This window comes from Yersinia nurmii, from assembly GCF_001112925.1.
Taxonomy (GTDB): domain Bacteria; phylum Pseudomonadota; class Gammaproteobacteria; order Enterobacterales; family Enterobacteriaceae; genus Yersinia; species Yersinia nurmii.
Genome location: NZ_CPYD01000015.1, coordinates 15,522 through 37,705, shown reverse-complemented (window position 1 = coordinate 37,705; position 22,184 = coordinate 15,522). Strand labels below are relative to the sequence as shown.

Here is a 22,184-nt window from a genome sequence, read left to right as displayed (position 1 = left end):
TTATCTGTGCTGCTAGCGCTCTACAAATTCGAACCCCTTTATTTGATGGTGCGACAACGTATCTGCAAGTTGTCGCACCTCCGAATCAGCGGTAAACGCCATTATCTGTTTTACACGCTTCTTACCTAGATTCGCCATAGACAGCCATTCTTGGTTCGAGCGCCGTAATAAATCTGTCCAGCTTTCTGGATAGTCTTCTTTTTTAGCTAGCTTGGGGAGACCCAACGCCGCTAACCACTCGCCAAACGGTCGCTCTTTTGCTACCTGAAACTGTTGATAAATCGTCTTTGCTTTCGCCGTTCCTATACCTGGTACAGCGGCAATATCATCCGGTGTAAATTCAAGCCATTCAACGAGATTATTCATTAAGCCATGGTCGATAAAGGCCTTCCAAACCCCCGTACTAATACCTGCCATATTCAGCCCTGAACGGCTACTTAACCAACTCAAACGGGCAATAAATTGCTCATTACAAGAAGCGGGTTGACGGCGAAAACAGCTTAATGAATGAAATAAGGCGGGATTCGGAGGTATAACGACATGCCGATTCTCCACTCGCCAAACCACGTTATCCAAACGCGGGATACCTTGCCCCGCTAGCGAAACTGTTATTTGATCGCCGGGAATGACATCCCAGGACCGCCAGCGCTCAACTGATCCGACATTGACCTTTTTCACCCATTTGTCATCCAGCCGAATAGGCTCTAGAGATAAAATAGTGCTGACCTTCCCTGTTCTGCCTATGGTGAAATTAACTGATTTCACCTGCGCGACTTGCTGAAAGGGAGGGTATTTCCAGGCAATAGACCAATAACCGCCCCGTGATTGCCACTGATGCCCCGCCGGTTCTTGCTCTTGCCGGATGACAATTCCGTCGGTCACAAATGGCAACGGTGATTCGAACCAGCGCTGTCGCCATGCAACAACATCACTCGCTGAAGTGACCGGCATACTGAACTCTTTAGTCAGTAAGAATCCCATCCGCCGTAACTCACGCAGCTTCTCGGTCATGACCACGGGTCCATCAGGCCATGCCCAAATGAAAATACCTATATCGGACAACAATGCCGAAGGTGGCTTTTTCATCATTGCTCCCGCCACCAAAGCTCGAGCATTAATACCACCAGCTTCTTTCTGTTTGTGGTTAGTTACCTTTAGGAAAAGTTCGCCGTGCAGAACCAGTAACGGTGGAGCCTGAGAAATAAAGCGGGGAATTGCAGGTATATATTTCACTTTCTCCGTCCAGTTCTGGCCTACTGCACCGTCTCCTCGGCTGATTGCTTGCGTCAGGTTTCCTTGAACATAGGTTAACGTAACCGCGACACCATCAACTTTAGGCTGAACCCAAAGGTTTTTCCGTTCGGCAAACCATTCAGATAAAGCCCCTTCTCCATGAAGCTTTTTTAATCCCGTATGAGCAACAGGATGAGATAATCTATCCTTCAAACTGATAGTAGGAGAAAGAGCGTTATTTACTCTTTGCTCTGGTATTGCTACGCATCGCACCCAGTGATTGAGCCTATCCCTAAGCTGATCGTAAATATCATCTTCAATCAGGCTATTACCCTGTTGGAAATAAGCGTCATCCCATTCTTCTAATTGCTTTTCTAGTCTGGATACCTCCGTTTTGAATTCACGGAGCGTCCATGACGGGCAATCTACCGAAGCTGACGCTCTGCCATAGAAAATAGAAACTAAGAGCATCCCCAATATGATTAACTTATCCATGTCCTTTCCCTCACCGCCCTTGGTGAACATGAGTTAATCCGCTAGCAACGAATAATTAAATAGCCCAAAAGTGAAAATGCGGTGCATCTCGAAAAATACTTTTTTAGTTACTGCAACAACTTGAAATTGCTGAATCCCCTACGCAAAGTATGCAATTTGAGCTTTTTAAATACGAAACCTTGTAGTGAAATGTGTTGTAACGCTGCATGACGCGGTTAGCCCGTGTATACTGTGCGAAGATTCACACTTCTGCTTTTTATACATCAACCCTAATCAACTGAAACGTCATCATGGTTCAAGGCACGCTATACATTGTTTCCGCTCCGAGTGGAGCTGGGAAATCAAGCCTGATTCAGGCTTTACTGAAAACACAGCCGTTGTACGACACGCAGGTATCCATTTCGCATACTACGCGTGCAAAACGTCCCGGTGAAAATCATGGTGAGCATTACTACTTTGTTTCCGAACAAGAGTTTTGCCAGATGATTGAGGATGATGCCTTCCTTGAGCATGCCAAAGTTTTTGAAAACTACTACGGCACCTCACGTTTGGCCATCGAGCAAACTCTGTCTACCGGCGTTGATGTCTTTTTAGATATTGACTGGCAAGGTGCACAGCAAATTCGTAAAAAGATGCCGGCGGCGCGCAGTATATTTATTCTGCCTCCGTCAAAAGACGAGCTGGATCGTCGTTTACGAGGCCGTGGGCAGGATAGCGAAGAGGTTATTGCCAAACGAATGGCACAGGCCGTCGCAGAAATGGATCACTACGCGGAATACGATTATTTAATCGTAAATGATGATTTCGATTTGGCATTGTCCGATTTGAAAACCATTATTCGCGCCGAACGACTGCGTTTAGACCGCCAAAAACAGCGGCATGACGCTTTAATCAGCAAATTATTGGCAGACTGAACCGAGTTTCAGTATCATGCCCAGTCATTTCTTCACCTGTGGAGTAGCAGAATTATGGCACGCGTAACTGTTCAAGACGCTGTAGAGAAAATTGGTAACCGTTTTGACCTGGTGTTGGTCGCTGCTCGTCGGGCGCGTCAAATCCAGTCTGGCGGCAAAGATGCACTGGTTCCAGAAGAAAACGATAAAGTTACCGTTATCGCACTGCGTGAAATCGAAGAAGGCCTGATCACTAATCAGATCCTTGATGTTCGTGAACGCCAAGAGCAGCAAGAGCAAGAAGCCGCAGAAATTCAAGCGGTTACTGCTATTGCCGAAGGTCGTCGTTAATTAGTAATTAGACTGTGAGTCTGCCTTGTACCTGTTTGAAAGCCTGAATCTGCTGATTCAACGTTACCTGCCAGAGGAGCAGATTAAGCGCCTCAAACAGGCATATCTTGTTGCGCGTGATGCTCACGAGGGTCAGACACGCTCCAGCGGTGAGCCTTATATAACTCACCCGGTTGCCGTGGCCTGTATCCTGGCGGAAATGCGACTCGACTACGAAACCCTGATGGCGGCGTTATTGCATGACGTCATCGAAGACACGCCTGCAACATATCAAGATATGGAGCAACTGTTCGGGAAAAGCGTAGCTGAGTTGGTCGAGGGCGTATCCAAACTCGATAAATTAACCTTCCGCGACAAGAAAGAGGCCCAAGCAGAGAACTTCCGCAAAATGATCATGGCGATGGTGCAGGATATCCGCGTCATTTTGATCAAACTGGCAGACCGCACGCACAATATGCGCACTCTGGGTTCTTTACGCCCAGATAAACGTCGCCGTATTGCTCGTGAAACCCTCGAAATTTATAGCCCTTTAGCCCATCGTTTAGGTATTCATCATTTGAAAACCGAGCTTGAAGAGCTGGGTTTTGAAGCGCTATATCCCAATCGCTACCGCGTCATCAAAGAAGTGGTAAAAGCCGCTCGCGGTAACCGTAAGGAAATGATTCAGAAAATCCTGTCGGAGATTGAGGGTCGGTTAACCGAAGCGGGTATACCTTGCCGGGTCAGTGGACGTGAAAAACACCTCTATTCGATCTATTGCAAGATGAATCTTAAAGAGCAACGTTTTCACTCCATAATGGATATCTATGCCTTTCGCGTCATTGTGAAGGAAGTGGATACCTGTTACCGGGTTTTAGGCCAGGCTCATAGCCTCTACAAGCCGCGCCCCGGCAGAGTAAAAGACTACATTGCCATTCCCAAAGCTAACGGTTATCAATCGTTGCATACATCATTAATTGGCCCACACGGCGTTCCTGTCGAAGTACAAATTCGTACTGAGGATATGGACCAAATGGCCGAAATGGGTGTTGCCGCACATTGGGCTTATAAAGAACAGGGTGAATCCGGCACCACGGCTCAAATCCGCGCTCAGCGCTGGATGCAGAGCCTACTGGAATTACAGCAAAGCGCAGGCAGTTCATTTGAATTTATCGAAAGCGTAAAATCCGATCTGTTCCCTGATGAGATTTACGTTTTCACCCCAGAAGGTCGCATCGTCGAACTACCAGCTGGTGCAACGCCGGTAGATTTCGCCTATGCAGTACACACCGATATTGGCCATGCCTGCGTCGGCGCCCGTGTGGACCGCCAGCCTTACCCTCTTTCACAGGCGCTTAGCAGCGGCCAAACCGTTGAGATTATTACCGCTCCGGGAGCCCGCCCTAACGCTGCATGGCTGAATTTTGTTGTGAGCTCAAAAGCCAGGGCCAAAATTCGTCAGTTGCTGAAAAACCTGAAACGGGATGAGTCCGTTAGTCTTGGTCGGCGTTTACTGAATCACGCTTTGGGCAATGGCCGTAAGCTGGCAGATATTTCTCCGGAAAATATCCAGCACGAACTGGATCGCATGAAACTGGCATCGGTAGACGATCTGCTGGCTGAAATCGGTTTAGGTAATGCCATGAGCGTAGTGGTTGCGAAGAATCTACTGGGTGACCCTGCTAATATCGCCGCATCGGGTACTAGAAAACTGCCAATTAAAGGTGCTGATGGCGTGTTGATTACCTTCGCCAAGTGTTGCAGACCTATTCCGGGCGACCCGATTATTGCGCATATTAGCCCAGGCAAAGGCCTGGTGATTCACCATGAATCCTGTCGGAATATCCGTGGCTATCAGAAAGAGCCAGAGAAATTTATGGCGGTTGAATGGGATAAAGTCACCGAGCAAGAATTTATTGCCGAAATTAAAGTCGACATGTTCAATCAGCAAGGTGCTCTGGCTAACCTCACCGCGGCTATTAATGCAGCTGAATCAAACATTCAGAGCATGAATACAGAAGAGAAAGATGGCCGAATCTACAGCGCCTATATTCGTCTGACAACGCGAGATCGTATCCATCTGGCGAATATTATGCGTAAAATTCGTATCATGCCGGACGTAGTCAAAGTCAGCCGTAACCGCAATTAAGGCCTATGAATCCCCAACGCTATGCGCGGATTTGTGAAATGCTTGCCACCAGACAGCCGGATTTAACCGTCTGTCTGGAGCAAGTACATAAACCCCACAATGTTTCCGCAATCATTCGTACCGCCGATGCCGTTGGCATTCATCAAATCCATGCCATTTGGCCCACCGCAGAAATGAATACCCTGCTATCTGCTGCCGCTGGCAGCAATAGTTGGGTTCAGGTTAAAACTCATCCCGAAATTAGCGATGCCGTCCAACATTTCAAAGCCCAAGGTATGCAGATTCTGGCGACACATCTTTCTGATAACGCCGTTGATTTCAGAGAAATTGATTACACTCGCCCAACCTGTATTCTGATGGGACAGGAAAAAACTGGTATTTCAAAAGAGGCCTTAGCGCTAGCCGATCGCGATATCATTATTCCGATGATCGGGATGGTGCAATCTCTCAACGTTTCCGTCGCCTCTGCGTTGATTCTGTACGAAGCTCAGCGACAGCGGCAAAATGCCGGAATGTATCAGCGCGCAGCTAGCGCGTTGGATAAAGATGAGCAGCAACGGCTGCTGTTCGAAGGAGGTTATCCGGTTTTAGCACAAGTTGCCAAACGCAAGGGTCTGCCTCCTCCTCATATCGATGAGCATGGCCAAGTTATTGCCGAGCCGCAATGGTGGTCTGCTATGCAAGCAACGGAGTCGTAAATGAAAGGCCACCTGCTCGATGCCGTTCCCCTGAGTACACTCTCCGGCGTTGGCGCAAGTCAGGCTGGCAAGTTGGCGAAAATGGGGCTGGAAACCATTCAGGATCTGCTGCTCCATCTCCCCCTGCGTTATGAAGACCGCACCCGCCTTTATCGTATCGGTGACCTACTACCCGGCATTTTTGCAACCGTGGAAGGCGAAGTGCTGCGCTCTGATATTAGCTTTGGCCGCCGTCGTATGCTGACCTGCCAGATAAGCGACGGCAGCGGTATTCTCACTCTACGCTTCTTCAATTTTAACGCTGCGATGAAAAACAGCCTGTCCCCCGGCAAGCATGTTATCGCCTATGGAGAAGCTAAACGTGGCAGCCACGGGCCGGAAATCATTCATCCGGAATATCGAGTACATGGCGAAAATACGGGTGTAGAATTACAGGACTCTTTGACTCCAGTTTATCCCACAACTGAAGGTATTCGTCAGGCAACGCTGCGTAAGCTCATCGATCAGGCACTAGCCCTACTTGATATCAGCGCTATCGCAGAATTACTGCCGCAGGAACTCAGCCGCACGCTTATCAGTTTGCCCGATGCTATTCACACTCTGCATCGCCCACCAGCAGATATTCAGTTAACCGATCTGGAGCAAGGGAAGCATCCGGCACAGCGCCGATTAATATTGGAAGAACTGCTGGCTCATAATCTCAGTATGCTGGCTGTGCGTGCGGGAGCACAAAGCTACAAGGCTTTGTCATTGCTCGCTGAAGAACAGCTAAAGCAACGTTTTCTGGCTAATCTCCCCTTTAAACCAACCTCTGCTCAACAAAGGGTTGTCGGTGAAATCGAAAAAGATCTGACGAACCCTTTCCCCATGATGCGATTGATTCAGGGTGACGTGGGCTCGGGTAAAACGCTGGTCGCCGCTCTGGCGGCGCTGCGGGCTATCGCCCATGGCAAGCAAGTCGCGCTGATGGCACCGACCGAGTTATTGGCAGAACAGCACGCAAATACCTTTCGCCAGTGGTTCGAACCACTGGGGCTGGAAGTCGGCTGGCTGGCTGGTAAGCAGAAAGGCAAAGCGCGCCTCGCACAGCAGGAAGCCATTGCAAGTGGACGGGTTTCCATGGTGGTGGGTACTCACGCTATCTTTCAGGAGCAGGTGCAATTTTCAGGGCTGGCGCTGGTTATTATTGATGAACAACATCGGTTTGGTGTTCATCAGCGTTTGGCCTTATGGGAAAAAGGCGAGGAGCAAGGCTTCCATCCGCATCAGTTGATTATGACCGCCACCCCAATTCCTCGCACATTGGCGATGACCGCTTATGCTGATTTAGATACTTCGGTTATTGATGAATTGCCTCCGGGAAGAACGCCGGTCACTACCGTTGCCATTCCGGATACCCGGCGCAGCGATATCATTGCCAGAGTAAAAAACGCCTGTCTGGAAGAAGGCCGTCAGGCTTATTGGGTCTGCACGTTGATTGAAGAATCAGAATTACTGGAAGCACAAGCGGCAGAAGTGACCTGCGAGGAATTGAAAGCAGCCCTGCCGGAGATAACAATCGGTTTAGTGCATGGCCGAATGAAAGCAGCCGAAAAACAGGCGGTTATGCAGTCATTCAAACAAGGGGAATTACAGCTGCTGGTTGCAACCACGGTGATTGAGGTGGGTGTCGATGTCCCTAACGCCAGCTTGATGATCATTGATAACCCGGAACGCCTTGGTTTAGCCCAGTTGCACCAGTTGCGTGGTCGGGTCGGGCGCGGTGCCGTTGCCTCTCACTGCGTGCTGCTGTATAAAACTCCGCTCAGCAAAACAGCTCAAATGCGTTTGCAGGTTTTACGAGACAGTAACGATGGGTTTGTTATTGCGCAAAAAGACTTGGAAATACGCGGTCCCGGAGAATTATTAGGTACGCGGCAAACCGGTAGTGCAGAGTTCAAAGTTGCTGATTTAATGAGAGATCAGGCTATGTTACCTGAGGTTCAGCGTATTGCACGTCACCTTCAACAGCAATATCCGGAAAGTGCAAAAGCGCTGATTGAACGTTGGCTGCCAGAGAGAGCTCGCTACACCAACGCTTAAATATTATAAGGGAAAGCCATCGCGGCTTTCCCTTTAAGCACCAGTTTTAGCCCGTAACTGCCGGGAATATTGGCAGCAACAGATAAAGTTTTATCACAATCGCATTGACGATATCGATGAAGAAAGCACCAACCATTGGCACAACCAAGAATGCCAAATGAGAAGGGCCAAAACGATCGGTAATCGCCTGCATATTCGCGATTGCCGTCGGCGTCGCGCCTAAGCCGAAGCCACAGTGGCCCGCAGCCAACACCGCTGCATCATAGTTTTTACCCATCACTCGGTAAGTCACAAAGATTGCGTATAGCGCCATCGCCAACGACTGAACCACTAGAATAACCAGCATTGGTAAAGCCAGAGAAGCCAGCTCCCAAAGTTTGAGGCTCATCAGCGCCATGGCCAAAAACAGAGACAAACTGACATTACCCAGTACGGAAACCGCACGGTCAAACACCTTGTAGAAGCCAACCATAGCCAGACCGTTGCTGAGGATCACCCCAACAAACAGCACGCAAACAAAGGTCGGTAATTCAAACATTGTGCCCTGTAGCAAGGCTGCAATGTGATGCCCAGCCATCAAACAAATGGCAATCATCGCGATGGTTTCTACCATCACCAACGGCGTAATCAGACGGCCAGTAGACGGTTTTTCAAATGCAGATGGCAGCTCGCTGTCTTCCGGTTTTCCATCCGGCGTAGAGGAGTGCTTAACCAGATAACGCGCCACAGGGCCGCCGATCAATCCACCTAAAACCAGGCCGAATGTGGCACAAGCCATTGCTACTTCGGTAGCATTTTCAAAACCATAACGCTCGACGAACAGTTTACTCCACGCCGCACCGGTACCATGACCACCGGAAAGCGTGATAGAACCCGCCAATAGGCCCATCAAAGGATCTAGCCCCATCAGCTTCGCTAACGCGATACCGATGGCGTTTTGCATTAATAGCAGGCCGACGACCACAAAAACGAATACGCTTAACGCTTTTCCCCCGGCACGCAGGCTGGCCAGATTGGCGTTCAGGCCAATGGTGGCAAAGAAAGTCAGCATCAGCGGATCTTTCAGGGACATGTCAAAGCTGATTTCCCAGCCAAGAGTTTTTTGCACTAGCAATAACAGCAGAGCTACCAGCAAACCACCGGCAACAGGTTCAGGAATTGTATATTTAGTTAGGAAGGGAACCGATTGTACGAGTTTACGCCCTAGTAACAGAACCAATGTGGCCGCTACGAGCGTGCCATAGGTATCGAGATGAAACATCCTGGTACTCCATGTAATTAAAATATCTAATAAAAATATGACGTTAGCCGAATCCTTAAAAAACGCCAAAGCAGGTTAGGGTGGATTAGAAAAAAAAACGCTGAGAATTACAAGTTTGGTGAGATAAAAATGCGAGCAGGCAACAAATGCGTATTTTGAACAAATTGAAGCGCAACCGATTGCTTTTGTGAAGCGGATCATTAAAATGCCCCCTTTGCCGATTCTGGAATGCCAACCCATGACCACGCAATCCGCCGAGCTAAAGACCCCACAGCCGGCCTCTCATACTCATGCACCCAGTGAACTGATTTACCGATTGGAAGATCGTCCGCCGTTGCCACAAACCCTATTTGCCGCTTGTCAGCATTTATTAGCCATGTTTGTAGCGGTGATCACTCCCGCGCTGCTTATCTGTCAGGCTTTAGGTTTACCGGCGCAGGATACCCAGCGAATTATTAGTATGTCCCTATTTGCGTCCGGACTCGCCTCTATTTTACAAATAAAAACTTGGGGGCCCGTAGGATCTGGTTTGTTATCTATTCAGGGCACCAGTTTCAACTTTGTTTCTCCGCTGATTATGGGCGGGCTGGCGTTGAAAAATGGCGGTGCCGATATCCCGACCATGATGGCCGCGTTGTTTGGTACGCTAATGGTGGCGTCCTGCACCGAGATCCTGTTATCTCGCGTTTTGCATTTGGCACGTCGCATTATTACGCCGTTGGTTTCCGGCATTGTCGTGATGATTATCGGCCTATCGCTGATTCAGGTTGGCCTGACATCCATTGGTGGTGGGTATGGCGCGATGAGCGATCATACCTTTGGCTCACCGAAAAACTTATTACTCGCCGGTGCGGTGTTGGTCGTTATTATCCTGCTAAACCGTCAGCGCAACCCGTACCTGCGCGTTGCTTCATTGGTAATAGCAATGGCTGTTGGCTATCTATTAGCTTGGGCTATGGATATGCTGCCAGCCAGCCAACCTGCTGCAGAAACGGCTCTAATAACTATCCCAACGCCGTTTTATTACGGTTTATCCTTTGATTGGAACCTATTGATTCCGCTGATGCTGATCTTCATGGTGACTTCCCTGGAAACTATCGGTGATATCACGGCTACTTCTGACGTTTCCGAACAACCGGTCAGCGGCCCGCTATATATGAAGCGTTTGAAAGGCGGCGTATTGGCGAACGGTTTGAATTCAATGGTTTCAGCCATCTTCAATACCTTCCCGAACTCATGCTTCGGTCAGAATAACGGCGTTATTCAGCTCACCGGCGTAGCCAGCCGTTACGTGGGGTTTGTCGTTGCTCTGATGCTGATTCTGTTGGGTCTGTTCCCTGCGGTAGCCGGTTTTGTACAGCATATCCCTGAGCCAGTATTAGGTGGCGCAACCATCGTCATGTTCGGCACTATTGCCGCATCCGGCGTACGCATTGTCTCTCGTGAAACCCTGAATCGTCGGGCGATTATGATTATGGCGCTTTCATTGGCCGTAGGTATGGGCGTGGCTCAGCAACCGCTGATTCTGCAGTTTGCTCCTGATTGGATTAAAACCTTGCTGTCTTCGGGCATTGCCGCCGGTGGCATCACCGCTATCGTGCTGAATCTGGTCTTCCCGCAGGAAAAGTAGCGCCCCTGGAAGTGACTCCATAAATAAATCTGAATGGTCGATGCTAGTGCAGCATTGACCATTTTTTATTCCTGATTAAAGAATTGTCTATTGAGGTCAGGGTCGAATTGCGGCATAAACGGAGATAACTTCACGCCAACAGACTGAGATTTACCAGATGAAAACTATCGGAAAAGTACTCCTGACTCTGTTACTCCTCCTGGTGCTGCTGGTAGTCATCGCTTATTTACTGTTGCAAACCAGCTGGGGAGCCAAAAACCTCAGTCGCTGGGTGAGCGATAACAGCCAATATCAGCTATCTCTGGGTAAAATCGATCACGATTGGTCTCAGCCGGGGCTGATTACCTTCAGCGAAGTCATTATTTCGCAATCCAACAAACCCGTCCTTCTTAACGCCGAGCAAGTTGTTTTTGGGCTGAGTTGGCGTCAAATCACTGAGCCACGACACTTCCGCAGCCTGCTGTTACAACAGGGCAGCCTAAATCTGGACGCTCCGTCCCCAACGTTAAATATTCAGGCCGATACGCTACGCCTGTCAAACATGGCGCTAAATATCGCTTCGCTCGGATCAAGCATTCAAGGTAAAAATATCACTGGCGGTATTATTCCGTGGCAACCCAAAGCGGGCGATCGCTTGGGTGAGAACAACCAATTCCAGTTTAGCGCCGATGAGCTAACCTTCGGCGGGAATGCTTTCGAAAACGTCTTTGTACAAGGTACAAAAAACAAACAGGCGCTGAAGCTCACTAACTTCGGTGCCAATATCGCCAAAGGGGAACTGACCGGTGAAGCGAATCGCGAGCAGGATGGCCGCTGGCAGGTAGAGCATTTGCGTCTCAGTAACGTGCGCCTGCAAACCGCGAAGACGCTGGACGATCTGTGGCATAGCTATATGCAACTGCCGCCGCTCACGGTTAAACGCTTCGATTTGATCGATGCACGAGTCGAAGGCAATAACTGGGCGTTTAACGATTTGGATCTCACGCTAAAAAATGTGGCGTTTGAAAAAGGTGATTGGCGTAGCGCCGACGGCGAGCTAACGCTTAATGCGGGGGATATTATCAAGGGTGATATCCATCTGATCGACCCTATGCTGACGCTGGAACTTTCCGATAGCGGCGCGGCGATTAAACAATTTTCTACCCGCTGGCAAAACGGGCTGATCCGAAGTGCCGGTATCTGGAACCGAGCCAATCATCAGTTACAGCTTAATGAGCTGGCGGTTGTTTCTTTAGAATATACGTTGCCAGCAAACTGGCGACAGCTCTGGCAAAAGTCCCTACCGAGCTGGTTAGCAGAAGTACAGGTCAATAAACTATCCGCCAGCCGTAACCTGCTGATTGATATCAACCCTGATTTCCCATTCCAGCTCACCGCGCTAGACGGTTTTGGCAGCAATCTGGTGCTGGCCAAACATAGCCAGTGGGGAGTTTGGTCTGGCTCACTAACGCTGAATGCCGGTAATGCTACCTTCAACCGTAATGATTTGCGCCGCCCATCATTGGCTCTCACTGCTAACGATCAGCGAATAACCTTCAGCGATCTCAGCGCATTCACATCGGAAGGCTTGCTGGAAGCCAAAGCTGAAATCGGGCAAACCACAGAGCGCCCATTCTCCCTGACGCTGACGGGGCGCTCGGTGGATGTGAATTTATTGCACAATTGGGGATGGCCAAAACTGCCATTCGAAGGCAAAGGTAATCTGAATTTGCAGCTAAAAGGCAGTCTGGCTCAGAGCATACCCTTTAAAAGCTCGCTAAGCGGCTCGTTAAAGGCAACAGAGAACAGCGGGCAACAGGTTAACCAGATGATGCAGGCTGGCGAAGTGAACGCCGTGACAACGCCCTGAGGCAATATAATTCGGATTCTAACGGCTATTCTAGCAACGAACCGGCGTCGCACGAGGTTGTAGCCGTTTTCTGCTGCAACCTCGCGGAATAGGGGAATACTGACGATTAACCCGCTTCGGCGTCCCCTGGCGTTACCGGCAACACCATATAAGTGCCTGAAAATACGGCTCCAGCGTTTTCATCACCAAATAGATTCACTTCCAATTGCACCCGCGCCCTACGTCCACGCGCCAAACGATCCAGATCGCCACTGATCGAGCCTAAATCGGCAATGGCTCTTGGCCGTCCGGTCACTGGTGCGCTGTAGCGAATATGTGCATCGGCCAGAATAATAGTACCGCCGAGCTGGCGTTCCCGTAGTAATAGCCAGATCAAACCCCATCCAGTCAGCGTTGCCAGTGAAAATAAACTACCGGCGAACAGCGTATGATGCGGATTTTGATTGCCTGCTTCCGGCATGGTCGTCACAAAACGCTGCCCGGTGTATTGGCTGATACGCACACCCATTTTCTCACTGAGCGGAATATGGTCGTACCAGGCCTGCTGTAGCTGACCGCACCAGTCTGGGCGATGCAGAATATCATCCATGGTCGCCACCGGCTTAATCATCAGAAAGTGACGGACTGGCGTGGTTTGCGGCGCGGTAATTTCTCCCTGACTGACAAAACCCAGCTTGCCGAAGAATTCCACCGCATCCTCACGGGCGCTACACACTACCCGTTTAACCCCTTCCTGACGCGCTACGGATTCCAGCGTCATCGCCACCAGCGTACCTAATCCTTTGCCTTGCACAGCCGGATCCACTGCTAAAAACCGAATAGCGGCCTCATTATCAGCATTGATATATAAGCGACCAACGGCAACGGGTTTTCCCTGCTCGTCCACCACCATTTGGTGATGCGCCATTGCATCATAGGCATCCTTTTCGGAGCCAACGGGTTGATGCAGTGGTTTGCGTAACATTTCCCAACGGAATTGATAATAATCTTTAAGTTCTTGTTCTGTTATGGGTACGCGTAGGTGATACATAGAAGCTATCTCTCTTAGAAATCCATCAACAAAATGTATTCCGCCACCCTCAGTAATCACAGAGCCAGAATATCCCCACCCTAAACCTGTAGCCAGAAAGTCACTGGACCGTCATTGACCAGACTGACTTTCATGTCCGCAGCAAATTGTCCTGTTTCAGTTTTTACACCACGCTCGCGACACTGAGCAACAAAATACTGATAAAGCCTGTCGGCTTCCTCTGGAACCGCACCGCGTGAAAAACTCGGCCTCATGCCTTTTTGGGTATCCGCAACCAGCGTGAATTGGGAAACCACCAGCAGGCTACCGCCGGCTTGCTGAACGTTAAGATTCATCTTGTCGTTTTCGTCACCAAAGATACGGTAGCCCAGCACTCGTTCACACAAACGCTGCGCTTTTTGTTCGGTATCTCCTTGCTCAACGCCGAGTAACACCAATAATCCCGAGCCAATCGTGCCAACGGTAACGCCATCCACATCCACGCTGGCGCTTTGCGCCCGTTGAATCAAAGCAATCATAACAACCTACATCTCCTGATTTTACGTTTCGTCACCCGGTTCCTGCTTTCGTAATGATCGATACTCACCTAATGTTACGGTGATTTCTGCTCCCAACAATACGATGCACCAACTCCAGTAAACCCATAAAAATAAAATGGGTATAACCGCCAGAACGCCATAAATTAACTGATAGGAAGGAAATAGCGTGATATACAGCGCAAATCCCTTCTTGCCTAATTCGAACAAAACTGCCGCTACCAGCGCGCCAACCAGCGCATCTTTGACCCGTACCGGTACCGTTGGCACCACGCTGTACAGTAACCAGAATGAAATCCAGGACAATATTAGCGGGAAGACTCGTAATACCTGATCGATGAAGCCATTCACTCCGGTGGTTGCGAGCCAGTTCAATGAAAGTAAATACGAACTGATCGCCATACTGGCCCCGACCAAAATCGGCCCCAGCGTCAACACCATCCAATACACTGCAAAGGAAAAGACGACAGAACGCTTATTCTTGCTACGCCAAATGGTATTCAGCACGCTATCTACCGAATAAATCAGCAGCAGCGCGGTGACAATCAGGCCGCAGGTACCCACGGCCGTCATACGGTTAGAGTTAGCGACAAACCGCTCAATATAGTCTTGGATAACATTGCCAGTAGACGGCATAAAGTTAGCAAAAACGAAATTCTTCAATTGAATACTGATATCCGAAAACATCGGAAATGCGGCAAACAGCGCAAAAATCACCGTAATTAACGGGACTAAAGACAGTAATGAGACATAGGCCAGATGTCCAGCCAGCATGGTTAAACCATCGTGATCTATGCGTCTAAAGAGCATTCGCCCAAAGCTGACGCAGGGTTTTAACGGCGACGGTAAACGAAAGCGCGGAAATCCTGCCATATTCACCTCGAAGTCAAAAATGGGATTAGGAGCAAAAAGTGAGTCAGAAAAGGGTTAACCCTAATGCGTTAACCCGTGATCTCATTAGGAAAAATAGGCTGGAATAACGGTTTTGTCAGTTACATGAACCGCATTAATACCCAAGGCCTTCGCCGCTTCGATATTTGCAGCCACGTCGTCAAAGAACACCGCCTGCTCAGGAGGGTGATTTTCATTATTTAAAACATGGTGATAAATATCGGCATCCGGTTTACGCATCCCTAAATCCTGCGACAAATACATATGGTCTGCCGCGGCAGCGACTTCAGGATAATGTTGCGGCCAATAATCGCAGTGCAAACGGTTGGTATTAGAGAGCACCACGACTCTGTGACCTTCCTCGCGCAGCTTCTTCATTATCTCGATAACTTCAGGGCGCAAACCAACAAAGATCGCCTGCCAACCGGTGGCAAACTGTTCAAAACTCAGGGAAAGCCCCATTTCATCACTAAATCGGCGCGCAAAATCTTCGTCGCTGATTTCACCTCGCTCATGCTGCTGAAAAATATCACCCATGGTGAAACGTTCGGTCAAAGTTGCCAGGGGCACACTGCTAAGTTTGCTCCAGACGCCTAAAACGCGTTTGAAGTCGATATCAACAATCACATTCCCCAGATCAAAGATATACAGCATAGCGCTCTCCCAAATTTGAAGGTGAGCTCACTGTAACGGTAAAAAAGAGGGCTGAACAGACAGAGGAAGAAAAAGGGAAGAACAGAATTAAAAATACGGTGGGATATAAAAAGAACTCAGGGCGCCAATTGCGCCCTAAGTGTCTGTTATAGCTTAAAAAGGATTAACCTTCTTTGCTACCACGGCCAGCACGCTTACGATCGTTTTCCGTCAGGTGACGCTTACGGATGCGGATAGATTGCGGGGTTACTTCAACCAGTTCGTCGTCATCGATGAACTCCAGCGCTTGCTCCAGGGTTTTCTTGAGGAAAGGAACCAGAGTGGTTGCTTCATCAGTACCGGATGCACGCATGTTGGTCAATTGCTTACCAGTCAGGCAGTTTACAGTCAGGTCATTAGAGCGTGAGTGAATACCGATGATCTGGCCTTCATACACTTCGGTGCCGTGACCGATGAACAGCTTGCCGCGGTCCTGCAATTTGTACAGTGCGAACGCAACAGCTTTACCTTGACCGTTAGAGATCAGTACGCCGTTCTGACGTTGACCGATTTCGCCTGGACGCACATCATCGTAGTGACTGAATGTGGAGTACAGCAGACCAGTACCCGAAGTCATAGTCATGAATTCAGTACGGAAACCGATCAGGCCACGGCTAGGGATGGAGTAATCCAAACGGATACGACCCTTGCCATCTGGAACCATGTCTTTCACGTCGCCTTTACGCTCACCCATGGCTTGCATTACTGCGCCCTGGTGTTGCTCTTCGATATCCAGCGTTACGTTTTCGAATGGTTCTTGGTTACGACCGTCAATCATACGGTTGATAACTTTAGGACGAGATACAGCCAGCTCGAAACCTTCACGACGCATGTTCTCGATCAGAACCGACAGGTGAAGTTCACCACGGCCTGAAACACGGAATGCATCAGCATCTTCAGTTTCTTCAACACGCAGCGCCACGTTGTGGATCAATTCTTTGTTCAGACGGTCAAGAATCTGACGTGAAGTCACATACTTACCTTCTTTACCACAGAATGGAGAGGTGTTAACGCAGAAGTACATGGTTACGGTTGGTTCATCAACAGACAGTGCTGGCAATGCTTCAACAGCATTCACATCACAAATCGTGTCAGAGATGTTCAACTCGCCCAGGCCGGTAATCGCGATGATGTCACCGGCTTCTGCCAGATTGGTCTCGATACGCTCCAGACCCATGTGGCCCAATACTTTACCGACTTTACCGTTGCGGGTCTTACCTTCGCTATCGATAATAGTCACTTGCTGGTTAGGCTTAACAACGCCGCGTTTGATACGGCCGATGCCGATAACACCAACGTAGTTGTTGTAGTCCAGCTGGGAGATTTGCATCTGCAGTGGACCGTCACGGTCAACTTTTGGCGCAGGTACATGATCAACGATAGCTTGGTACAGCGGGGTCATGTCTTCCGCCATATCGTTGTGGTCTTCACCAGCAATACCCATCAATGCAGAGGCATAGATGATTGGGAAGTCCAGCTGCTCGTCAGTCGCATCCAGGTTTACGAACAGGTCGAATACCTGATCCACAACCCAGTCAGGACGCGCGCCCGGACGGTCAACTTTGTTGATAACCACGATTGGTTTCAGACCATGAGCAAAGGCTTTCTTGGTCACGAAACGGGTCTGCGGCATCGGGCCATCCATTGCGTCGACGACCAGCAGCACGGAGTCAACCATTGACATCACACGCTCAACCTCACCACCGAAATCGGCGTGTCCTGGGGTATCCACGATGTTGATGCGGTAGTCTTTCCAATTAATGGCGGTATTTTTTGCGAGGATGGTTATACCACGCTCTTTCTCCAAGTCATTGGAGTCCATTACACGTTCGGTTGCTTCAGTACGTTCGCCGAAAGTACCGGATTGTTGCAGCAACTTATCGACCAGGGTAGTTTTCCCATGGTCAACGTGCGCAATAATGGCGATGTTACGCAGATTCTCGATCACAGCTTTTTTGCCTCAGGCATTTAGAAATAGCGCGCTATTGTACACGTAATAAGCGAGGGACTAAACAAGATCACAACCATCTCTTATAAACAACCTGACATCGGTTAGATTGTGATCCTATTCACGGTGCAAAAATCGCCTTTCGGCGCATTATTGCACCAATATGGTGCCCAATGGCGCATAGGAAGCACCAAAATAGTGCAATATAACTATCCTGGTGCATACTGAATATCAGCAGACCCCCATGATATGGCATAAATGGGTGGTTTGAAAAGTTGGCACAGTTTTCGCAATACTCTTTTTAAGCTAAAAAAGTCTTTTTCCAGACAAAAATGGCAGCTAGCCACAACCTCAGTACATAACGGTAATCGTTCCACGACGACGACTATGACAAATCCGGGAGATATAAGTATGTCCGCTGAACATGTTTTGACGATGATCCATGAGCACGAAGTGAAATTTATTGATTTACGTTTCACCGATACCAAAGGGAAAGAGCAACATGTCACCATCCCGGCTCATCAAGTCAACGCTGACTTCTTTGAAGAAGGCAAAATGTTTGATGGCTCCTCGATTGGCGGCTGGAAAGGCATTAACGAATCCGACATGGTATTGATGCCGGATGCCAGCACCGCAGTAATGGACCCGTTCTTCGCTGATTCTACCCTGATTATCCGTTGTGACATTCTGGAACCGGGCACCATGCAGGGTTATGACCGCGATCCGCGCTCTATCTCTAAACGTGCTGAAGATTTCCTAAAATCTTCCGGTCTGGCTGACACCGTACTGTTCGGGCCAGAGCCAGAGTTCTTCCTGTTTGATGACGTGCGTTTTGGCAACGACATCTCTGGCGCTTACTATCATATCGATGATATCGAAGCGGCGTGGAACTCCGGTACCAAATACGAAGGCGGTAACAAAGCTCACCGTCCAGGCGTGAAAGGCGGCTACTTCCCGGTGCCACCGGTCGATTCTGCTCAGGATCTGCGTTCTACCATGTGTCTGACTATGGAAGAAATGGGTCTGGTAGTAGAAGCTCATCACCACGAAGTGGCAACCGCTGGTCAGAACGAAGTGGCAACTCGCTTCAATACCATGACCAAAAAAGCTGACGAAATCCAAATTTACAAATACGTGGTGCACAACGTGGCTCACGCATTTGGCAAAACCGCGACCTTTATGCCTAAACCACTGGTTGGCGATAACGGTTCTGGTATGCACTGCCATATGTCACTGGCGAAAAACGGTACTAACCTGTTTGCTGGCGACAAATACGGCGGCCTGTCTGAAATGGCGCTGTTCTACATCGGCGGTATCATCAAACACGCTAAAGCAATCAACGCCTTTGCTAACCCAACCACCAACTCTTACAAGCGTTTGGTTCCGGGCTATGAAGCGCCGGTTATGCTGGCTTACTCTGCCCGTAACCGTTCTGCATCAATCCGTATTCCAGTGATTGCCAGCCCGAAAGGTCGTCGTATTGAAGTTCGCTTCCCAGATCCTGCGGCTAACCCGTATCTGGCGTTTGCTGCCCAGTTGATGGCGGGTCTGGACGGCATTATCAACAAAATTCATCCTGGCGATGCTATGGATAAAAACCTTTACGATCTGCCGCCAGAAGAAGCGAAAGAGATCCCAACCGTTGCCGGTTCTCTGGACGAAGCACTGGCTGCACTGGATGCAGACCGCGAGTTCCTGACCCGTGGTGGCGTATTCACTGATGATTCCATCGATGCTTATATCGCATTGAAACAGGAAGAAATGGATCGTGTTCGCATGACTCCACACCCAGTTGAGTTCGAACTGTATTACAGCGTCTAATTCTAAGTAGCCGTTTTTTGTTGCCGTGGAAACTTTTAGCCCATCTTCGGATGGGCTTTTTTCTCCACTTTATCTTTCTTTAATAGTAACCTGACTCAGTAACTACGCTGATTTTTCGGGATAAATGCACTGAACCAGTGCTGGAGTCTGCTATATGGCAACAGGCACGCTGCCCGATGCTGGGCAGATACTCAATTCTCTCATTAACAGCATTCTGCTGTTAGATGATGACTTGGCTATTCACTACGCCAATCCCGCTGCCCAACAACTGCTGGCGCAAAGCTCCCGTAAACTTTTTGGTACACCGCTGCCAGATTTATTAGGCTATTTTTCGCTCAATATTCCGCTAATGCGGGAAAGTCTGATCTCAGGGCAAGGTTTTACCGACAATGAAGTGACGCTGGTAGTCGATGGACGAGCGCATATTTTATCGTTGACGGCACAATCGCTACCCGAAGGTTTTATTCTGCTGGAAATGGCTCCAATGGATAATCAGCGCCGCCTCAGTCAGGAGCAACTCCAGCACGCACAGCAGGTGGCAGCGCGAGATCTGGTAAGAGGATTAGCCCACGAGATTAAAAACCCGCTCGGTGGCTTACGCGGTGCAGCACAGCTATTGGCGAAGGCCCTACCTGACCCATCGCTGCTGGAATACACCAAAGTGATTATCGAACAAGCCGACCGTCTGCGTAATCTGGTAGATCGCCTGCTTGGCCCTCAACGTCCCGGTCAGCATATCAACCAAAGCATTCATCAGGTTGCTGAACGGGTTTGCCAGTTGGTATCACTGGAAAAGCCGGATAATGTCACCCTGATTCGTGATTACGATCCCAGCCTGCCGGAATTGGCTCACGATCCGGAACAAATCGAACAGGTATTACTGAATATCACCCGCAATGCCTTACAGGCCTTGGGTGAAAAAGGCGGCAGTATCACTCTACGTACCCGCACGGCGTTTCAGATTACGCTTCACGGCGTTCGCTACCGTCTGGCCGCTCGAATTGATATAGAAGATAACGGCCCCGGCGTACCCGCGCAGCTTCAGGATACTCTGTTCTATCCTATGGTCAGTGGCCGCGAGGGAGGAACTGGCCTCGGCCTGTCCATAGCACGCAGCCTTATCGATCAGCATTCGGGTAAGATTGAATTTAACAGTTGGCCGGGACACACCGAATTTTCGGTTTACCTGCCTATTCGCCAGTGAGGTTTCCATGCAACGAGGGATAGTCTGGATCGTCGATGACGATAGCTCCATCCGCTGGGTGCTTGAACGCGCACTGACTGGAGCAGGTTTAAACTGTGTCAGTTTCGACAACGGTCATGCCGTGTTGGACGCCTTGGCCACACAAACTCCGGATGTGCTGTTATCAGATATTCGTATGCCCGGAATGGATGGTTTAGCGCTGCTCAAGCAGATTAAACAACGCCACCCTATGCTCCCGGTCATCATAATGACAGCGCATTCCGATTTGGATGCGGCGGTCAGCGCCTATCAACAGGGTGCTTTCGATTATCTGCCAAAACCTTTCGATATTGATGAGGCAGTCGCGCTGGTTGAACGCGCTATCAGCCATTATCAGGAGCAACAACAGCCGCCGCGCAGCCAACCGGCCAGTGGGCCAACGGCGGATATTATCGGTGAAGCGCCGGCAATGCAGGACGTATTCCGCATTATTGGCCGCCTTTCCCGCTCATCCATCAGCGTTTTGATTAATGGTGAGTCTGGAACCGGTAAGGAATTAGTCGCTCATGCTCTCCATCGCCATAGCCCACGGGCAAAAGCGCCGTTTATTGCCTTAAATATGGCGGCAATTCCGAAGGATTTGATTGAATCCGAGCTATTTGGTCATGAAAAAGGCGCTTTTACTGGCGCAAATCAGGTGCGTCAGGGACGATTTGAACAGGCCGACGGTGGCACCTTATTTCTGGATGAAATCGGCGATATGCCGATGGACGTGCAAACTCGCCTGCTGCGAGTGCTAGCTGACGGCCAGTTCTATCGGGTTGGCGGATATGCGCCAGTGAAAGTAGATGTGCGTATTATTGCAGCGACTCACCAAAATCTGGAGCTGCGGGTTCAGGAAGGGAAGTTCCGCGATGATTTATTCCATCGCTTAAACGTGATTCGGGTTCATTTACCGCCGCTGCGAGAGCGTCGTGAGGATATTCCTCGTCTGGCGCGCTATTTCTTACAAGTTGCGGCCAAAGAATTGGGTGTGGAAGCCAAAAATCTTCATCCAGAAACAGAAACGGCCCTGACCCGTTTACCCTGGCCGGGTAACGTCCGTCAGTTGGAAAATACCTGTCGTTGGCTAACGGTGATGGCAGCCGGACAGGAAGTGCTGATTCAGGATTTGCCGGGAGAGCTGTTTGAAACTGCCTCGCCAAATGCCGAAGACCAGAAACAGCAGGATAGCTGGGCCACGCTACTGGCTCAATGGGCAGACAGAGCTTTGCGTTCTGGTCATCAAGATTTGTTATCGGAAGCACAGCCTGAAATGGAGCGTACTTTGCTCACCACCGCTTTGCGCCATACTCAAGGACATAAGCAAGAAGCCGCACGGCTACTGGGTTGGGGGCGTAACACACTGACCAGAAAGCTAAAAGAATTGGGAATGGAATAGTCGGGAAATAACGCCCTTAGC

17 protein-coding genes are annotated in these 22,184 nt (G+C 49.6%); 10 read left to right on the top strand and 7 right to left on the bottom strand.

The window, feature by feature from the left end; all coding sequences use genetic code 11:
• Window positions 1-12: 12 nt before the first annotated feature.
• On the bottom strand, window positions 13-1,728 hold the full coding sequence (gene ligB / locus AD970_RS16365; protein WP_084728171.1) for an NAD-dependent DNA ligase LigB: 1,716 nt from the start codon (window positions 1,726-1,728) through the stop codon (window positions 13-15).
• 290 nt (window positions 1,729-2,018) lie between these two features.
• Here ligB and gmk point away from each other — a divergent pair, with 290 nt between their 5' ends.
• The 5 genes from gmk to recG are packed head-to-tail and all read left to right on the top strand — an operon-like array spanning window position 2,019 to window position 7,880.
• A complete protein-coding gene (gmk, locus tag AD970_RS16360; RefSeq protein WP_049601430.1) occupies window positions 2,019-2,642 on the top strand; it encodes a guanylate kinase in 624 nt (207 codons plus the stop codon).
• 54 nt (window positions 2,643-2,696) lie between these two features.
• Entirely contained in the window at window positions 2,697-2,972 is a 276-nt protein-coding gene (gene rpoZ, locus AD970_RS16355) for a DNA-directed RNA polymerase subunit omega (protein ID WP_004392061.1), read from the top strand.
• A 25-nt stretch (window positions 2,973-2,997) separates the two neighbouring features.
• Window positions 2,998-5,100 carry a bifunctional GTP diphosphokinase/guanosine-3',5'-bis pyrophosphate 3'-pyrophosphohydrolase gene (gene spoT / locus AD970_RS16350; RefSeq protein ID WP_049601428.1) on the top strand — a complete coding sequence of 701 codons (2,103 nt, stop codon included), beginning with the start codon at window positions 2,998-3,000 and terminating at the stop codon, window positions 5,098-5,100.
• A gap of 5 nt (window positions 5,101-5,105) precedes the next feature.
• Entirely contained in the window at window positions 5,106-5,798 is a 693-nt protein-coding gene (gene trmH, locus AD970_RS16345) for a tRNA (guanosine(18)-2'-O)-methyltransferase TrmH (protein ID WP_072080677.1), read from the top strand.
• A complete protein-coding gene (gene recG / locus AD970_RS16340) occupies window positions 5,799-7,880 on the top strand; it encodes an ATP-dependent DNA helicase RecG (protein WP_049601423.1) in 2,082 nt (693 codons plus the stop codon).
• A 46-nt stretch (window positions 7,881-7,926) separates the two neighbouring features.
• Here the strand turns inward: recG and gltS are convergent, their stop codons facing one another.
• The gene (gene gltS, locus AD970_RS16335; RefSeq protein WP_049601420.1) at window positions 7,927-9,141 is read right to left on the bottom strand and encodes a sodium/glutamate symporter; all 1,215 of its coding nucleotides are present in this window, start codon (window positions 9,139-9,141) and stop codon (window positions 7,927-7,929) included.
• Window positions 9,142-9,379: 238 nt separating this feature from the next.
• Here gltS and AD970_RS16330 point away from each other — a divergent pair, with 238 nt between their 5' ends.
• Both AD970_RS16330 and AD970_RS16325 read left to right on the top strand, forming a co-directional pair.
• Window positions 9,380-10,771: a uracil-xanthine permease family protein gene (locus tag AD970_RS16330; protein ID WP_049601419.1), complete on the top strand. Its 1,392-nt coding sequence runs from the start codon at window positions 9,380-9,382 to the stop codon at window positions 10,769-10,771.
• Window positions 10,772-10,928: 157 nt separating this feature from the next.
• Window positions 10,929-12,620 (top strand): AsmA family protein, encoded by a 1,692-nt coding sequence (locus tag AD970_RS16325; RefSeq protein ID WP_049601417.1) that lies wholly within the window; start codon window positions 10,929-10,931, stop codon window positions 12,618-12,620.
• Between the two features lie 106 nt (window positions 12,621-12,726).
• Here AD970_RS16325 and fabY read toward each other — a convergent pair whose 3' ends face one another.
• The 5 genes from fabY to typA form a co-directional block, all read right to left on the bottom strand.
• Entirely contained in the window at window positions 12,727-13,650 is a 924-nt protein-coding gene (gene fabY / locus AD970_RS16320; RefSeq protein WP_049601414.1) for a fatty acid biosynthesis protein FabY, read from the bottom strand.
• A gap of 80 nt (window positions 13,651-13,730) precedes the next feature.
• Complete coding sequence (dtd, locus tag AD970_RS16315) at window positions 13,731-14,168, bottom strand: D-aminoacyl-tRNA deacylase (RefSeq protein WP_049601411.1); 438 nt, start codon at window positions 14,166-14,168, stop codon at window positions 13,731-13,733.
• A gap of 21 nt (window positions 14,169-14,189) precedes the next feature.
• On the bottom strand, window positions 14,190-15,059 hold the full coding sequence (locus AD970_RS16310; protein ID WP_049601409.1) for a virulence factor BrkB family protein: 870 nt from the start codon (window positions 15,057-15,059) through the stop codon (window positions 14,190-14,192).
• A gap of 84 nt (window positions 15,060-15,143) precedes the next feature.
• On the bottom strand, window positions 15,144-15,731 hold the full coding sequence (yihX, locus tag AD970_RS16305) for a glucose-1-phosphatase (RefSeq protein WP_049601406.1): 588 nt from the start codon (window positions 15,729-15,731) through the stop codon (window positions 15,144-15,146).
• Between the two features lie 163 nt (window positions 15,732-15,894).
• The gene (typA, locus tag AD970_RS16300; RefSeq protein ID WP_049601403.1) at window positions 15,895-17,718 is read right to left on the bottom strand and encodes a ribosome-dependent GTPase TypA; all 1,824 of its coding nucleotides are present in this window, start codon (window positions 17,716-17,718) and stop codon (window positions 15,895-15,897) included.
• Between the two features lie 411 nt (window positions 17,719-18,129).
• Between typA and glnA the strand changes: the two genes are divergently transcribed.
• The 3 genes from glnA to glnG all read left to right on the top strand — a co-directional run bounded on the left by glnA (window position 18,130) and on the right by glnG (window position 22,163).
• The gene (glnA, locus tag AD970_RS16295) at window positions 18,130-19,539 is read left to right on the top strand and encodes a glutamate--ammonia ligase (protein ID WP_049601400.1); all 1,410 of its coding nucleotides are present in this window, start codon (window positions 18,130-18,132) and stop codon (window positions 19,537-19,539) included.
• Between the two features lie 154 nt (window positions 19,540-19,693).
• Entirely contained in the window at window positions 19,694-20,743 is a 1,050-nt protein-coding gene (glnL, locus tag AD970_RS16290; RefSeq protein ID WP_049601398.1) for a nitrogen regulation protein NR(II), read from the top strand.
• Window positions 20,744-20,750: 7 nt separating this feature from the next.
• Window positions 20,751-22,163: a nitrogen regulation protein NR(I) gene (glnG, locus tag AD970_RS16285; RefSeq protein WP_049601395.1), complete on the top strand. Its 1,413-nt coding sequence runs from the start codon at window positions 20,751-20,753 to the stop codon at window positions 22,161-22,163.
• Window positions 22,164-22,184: the final 21 nt, after the last annotated feature.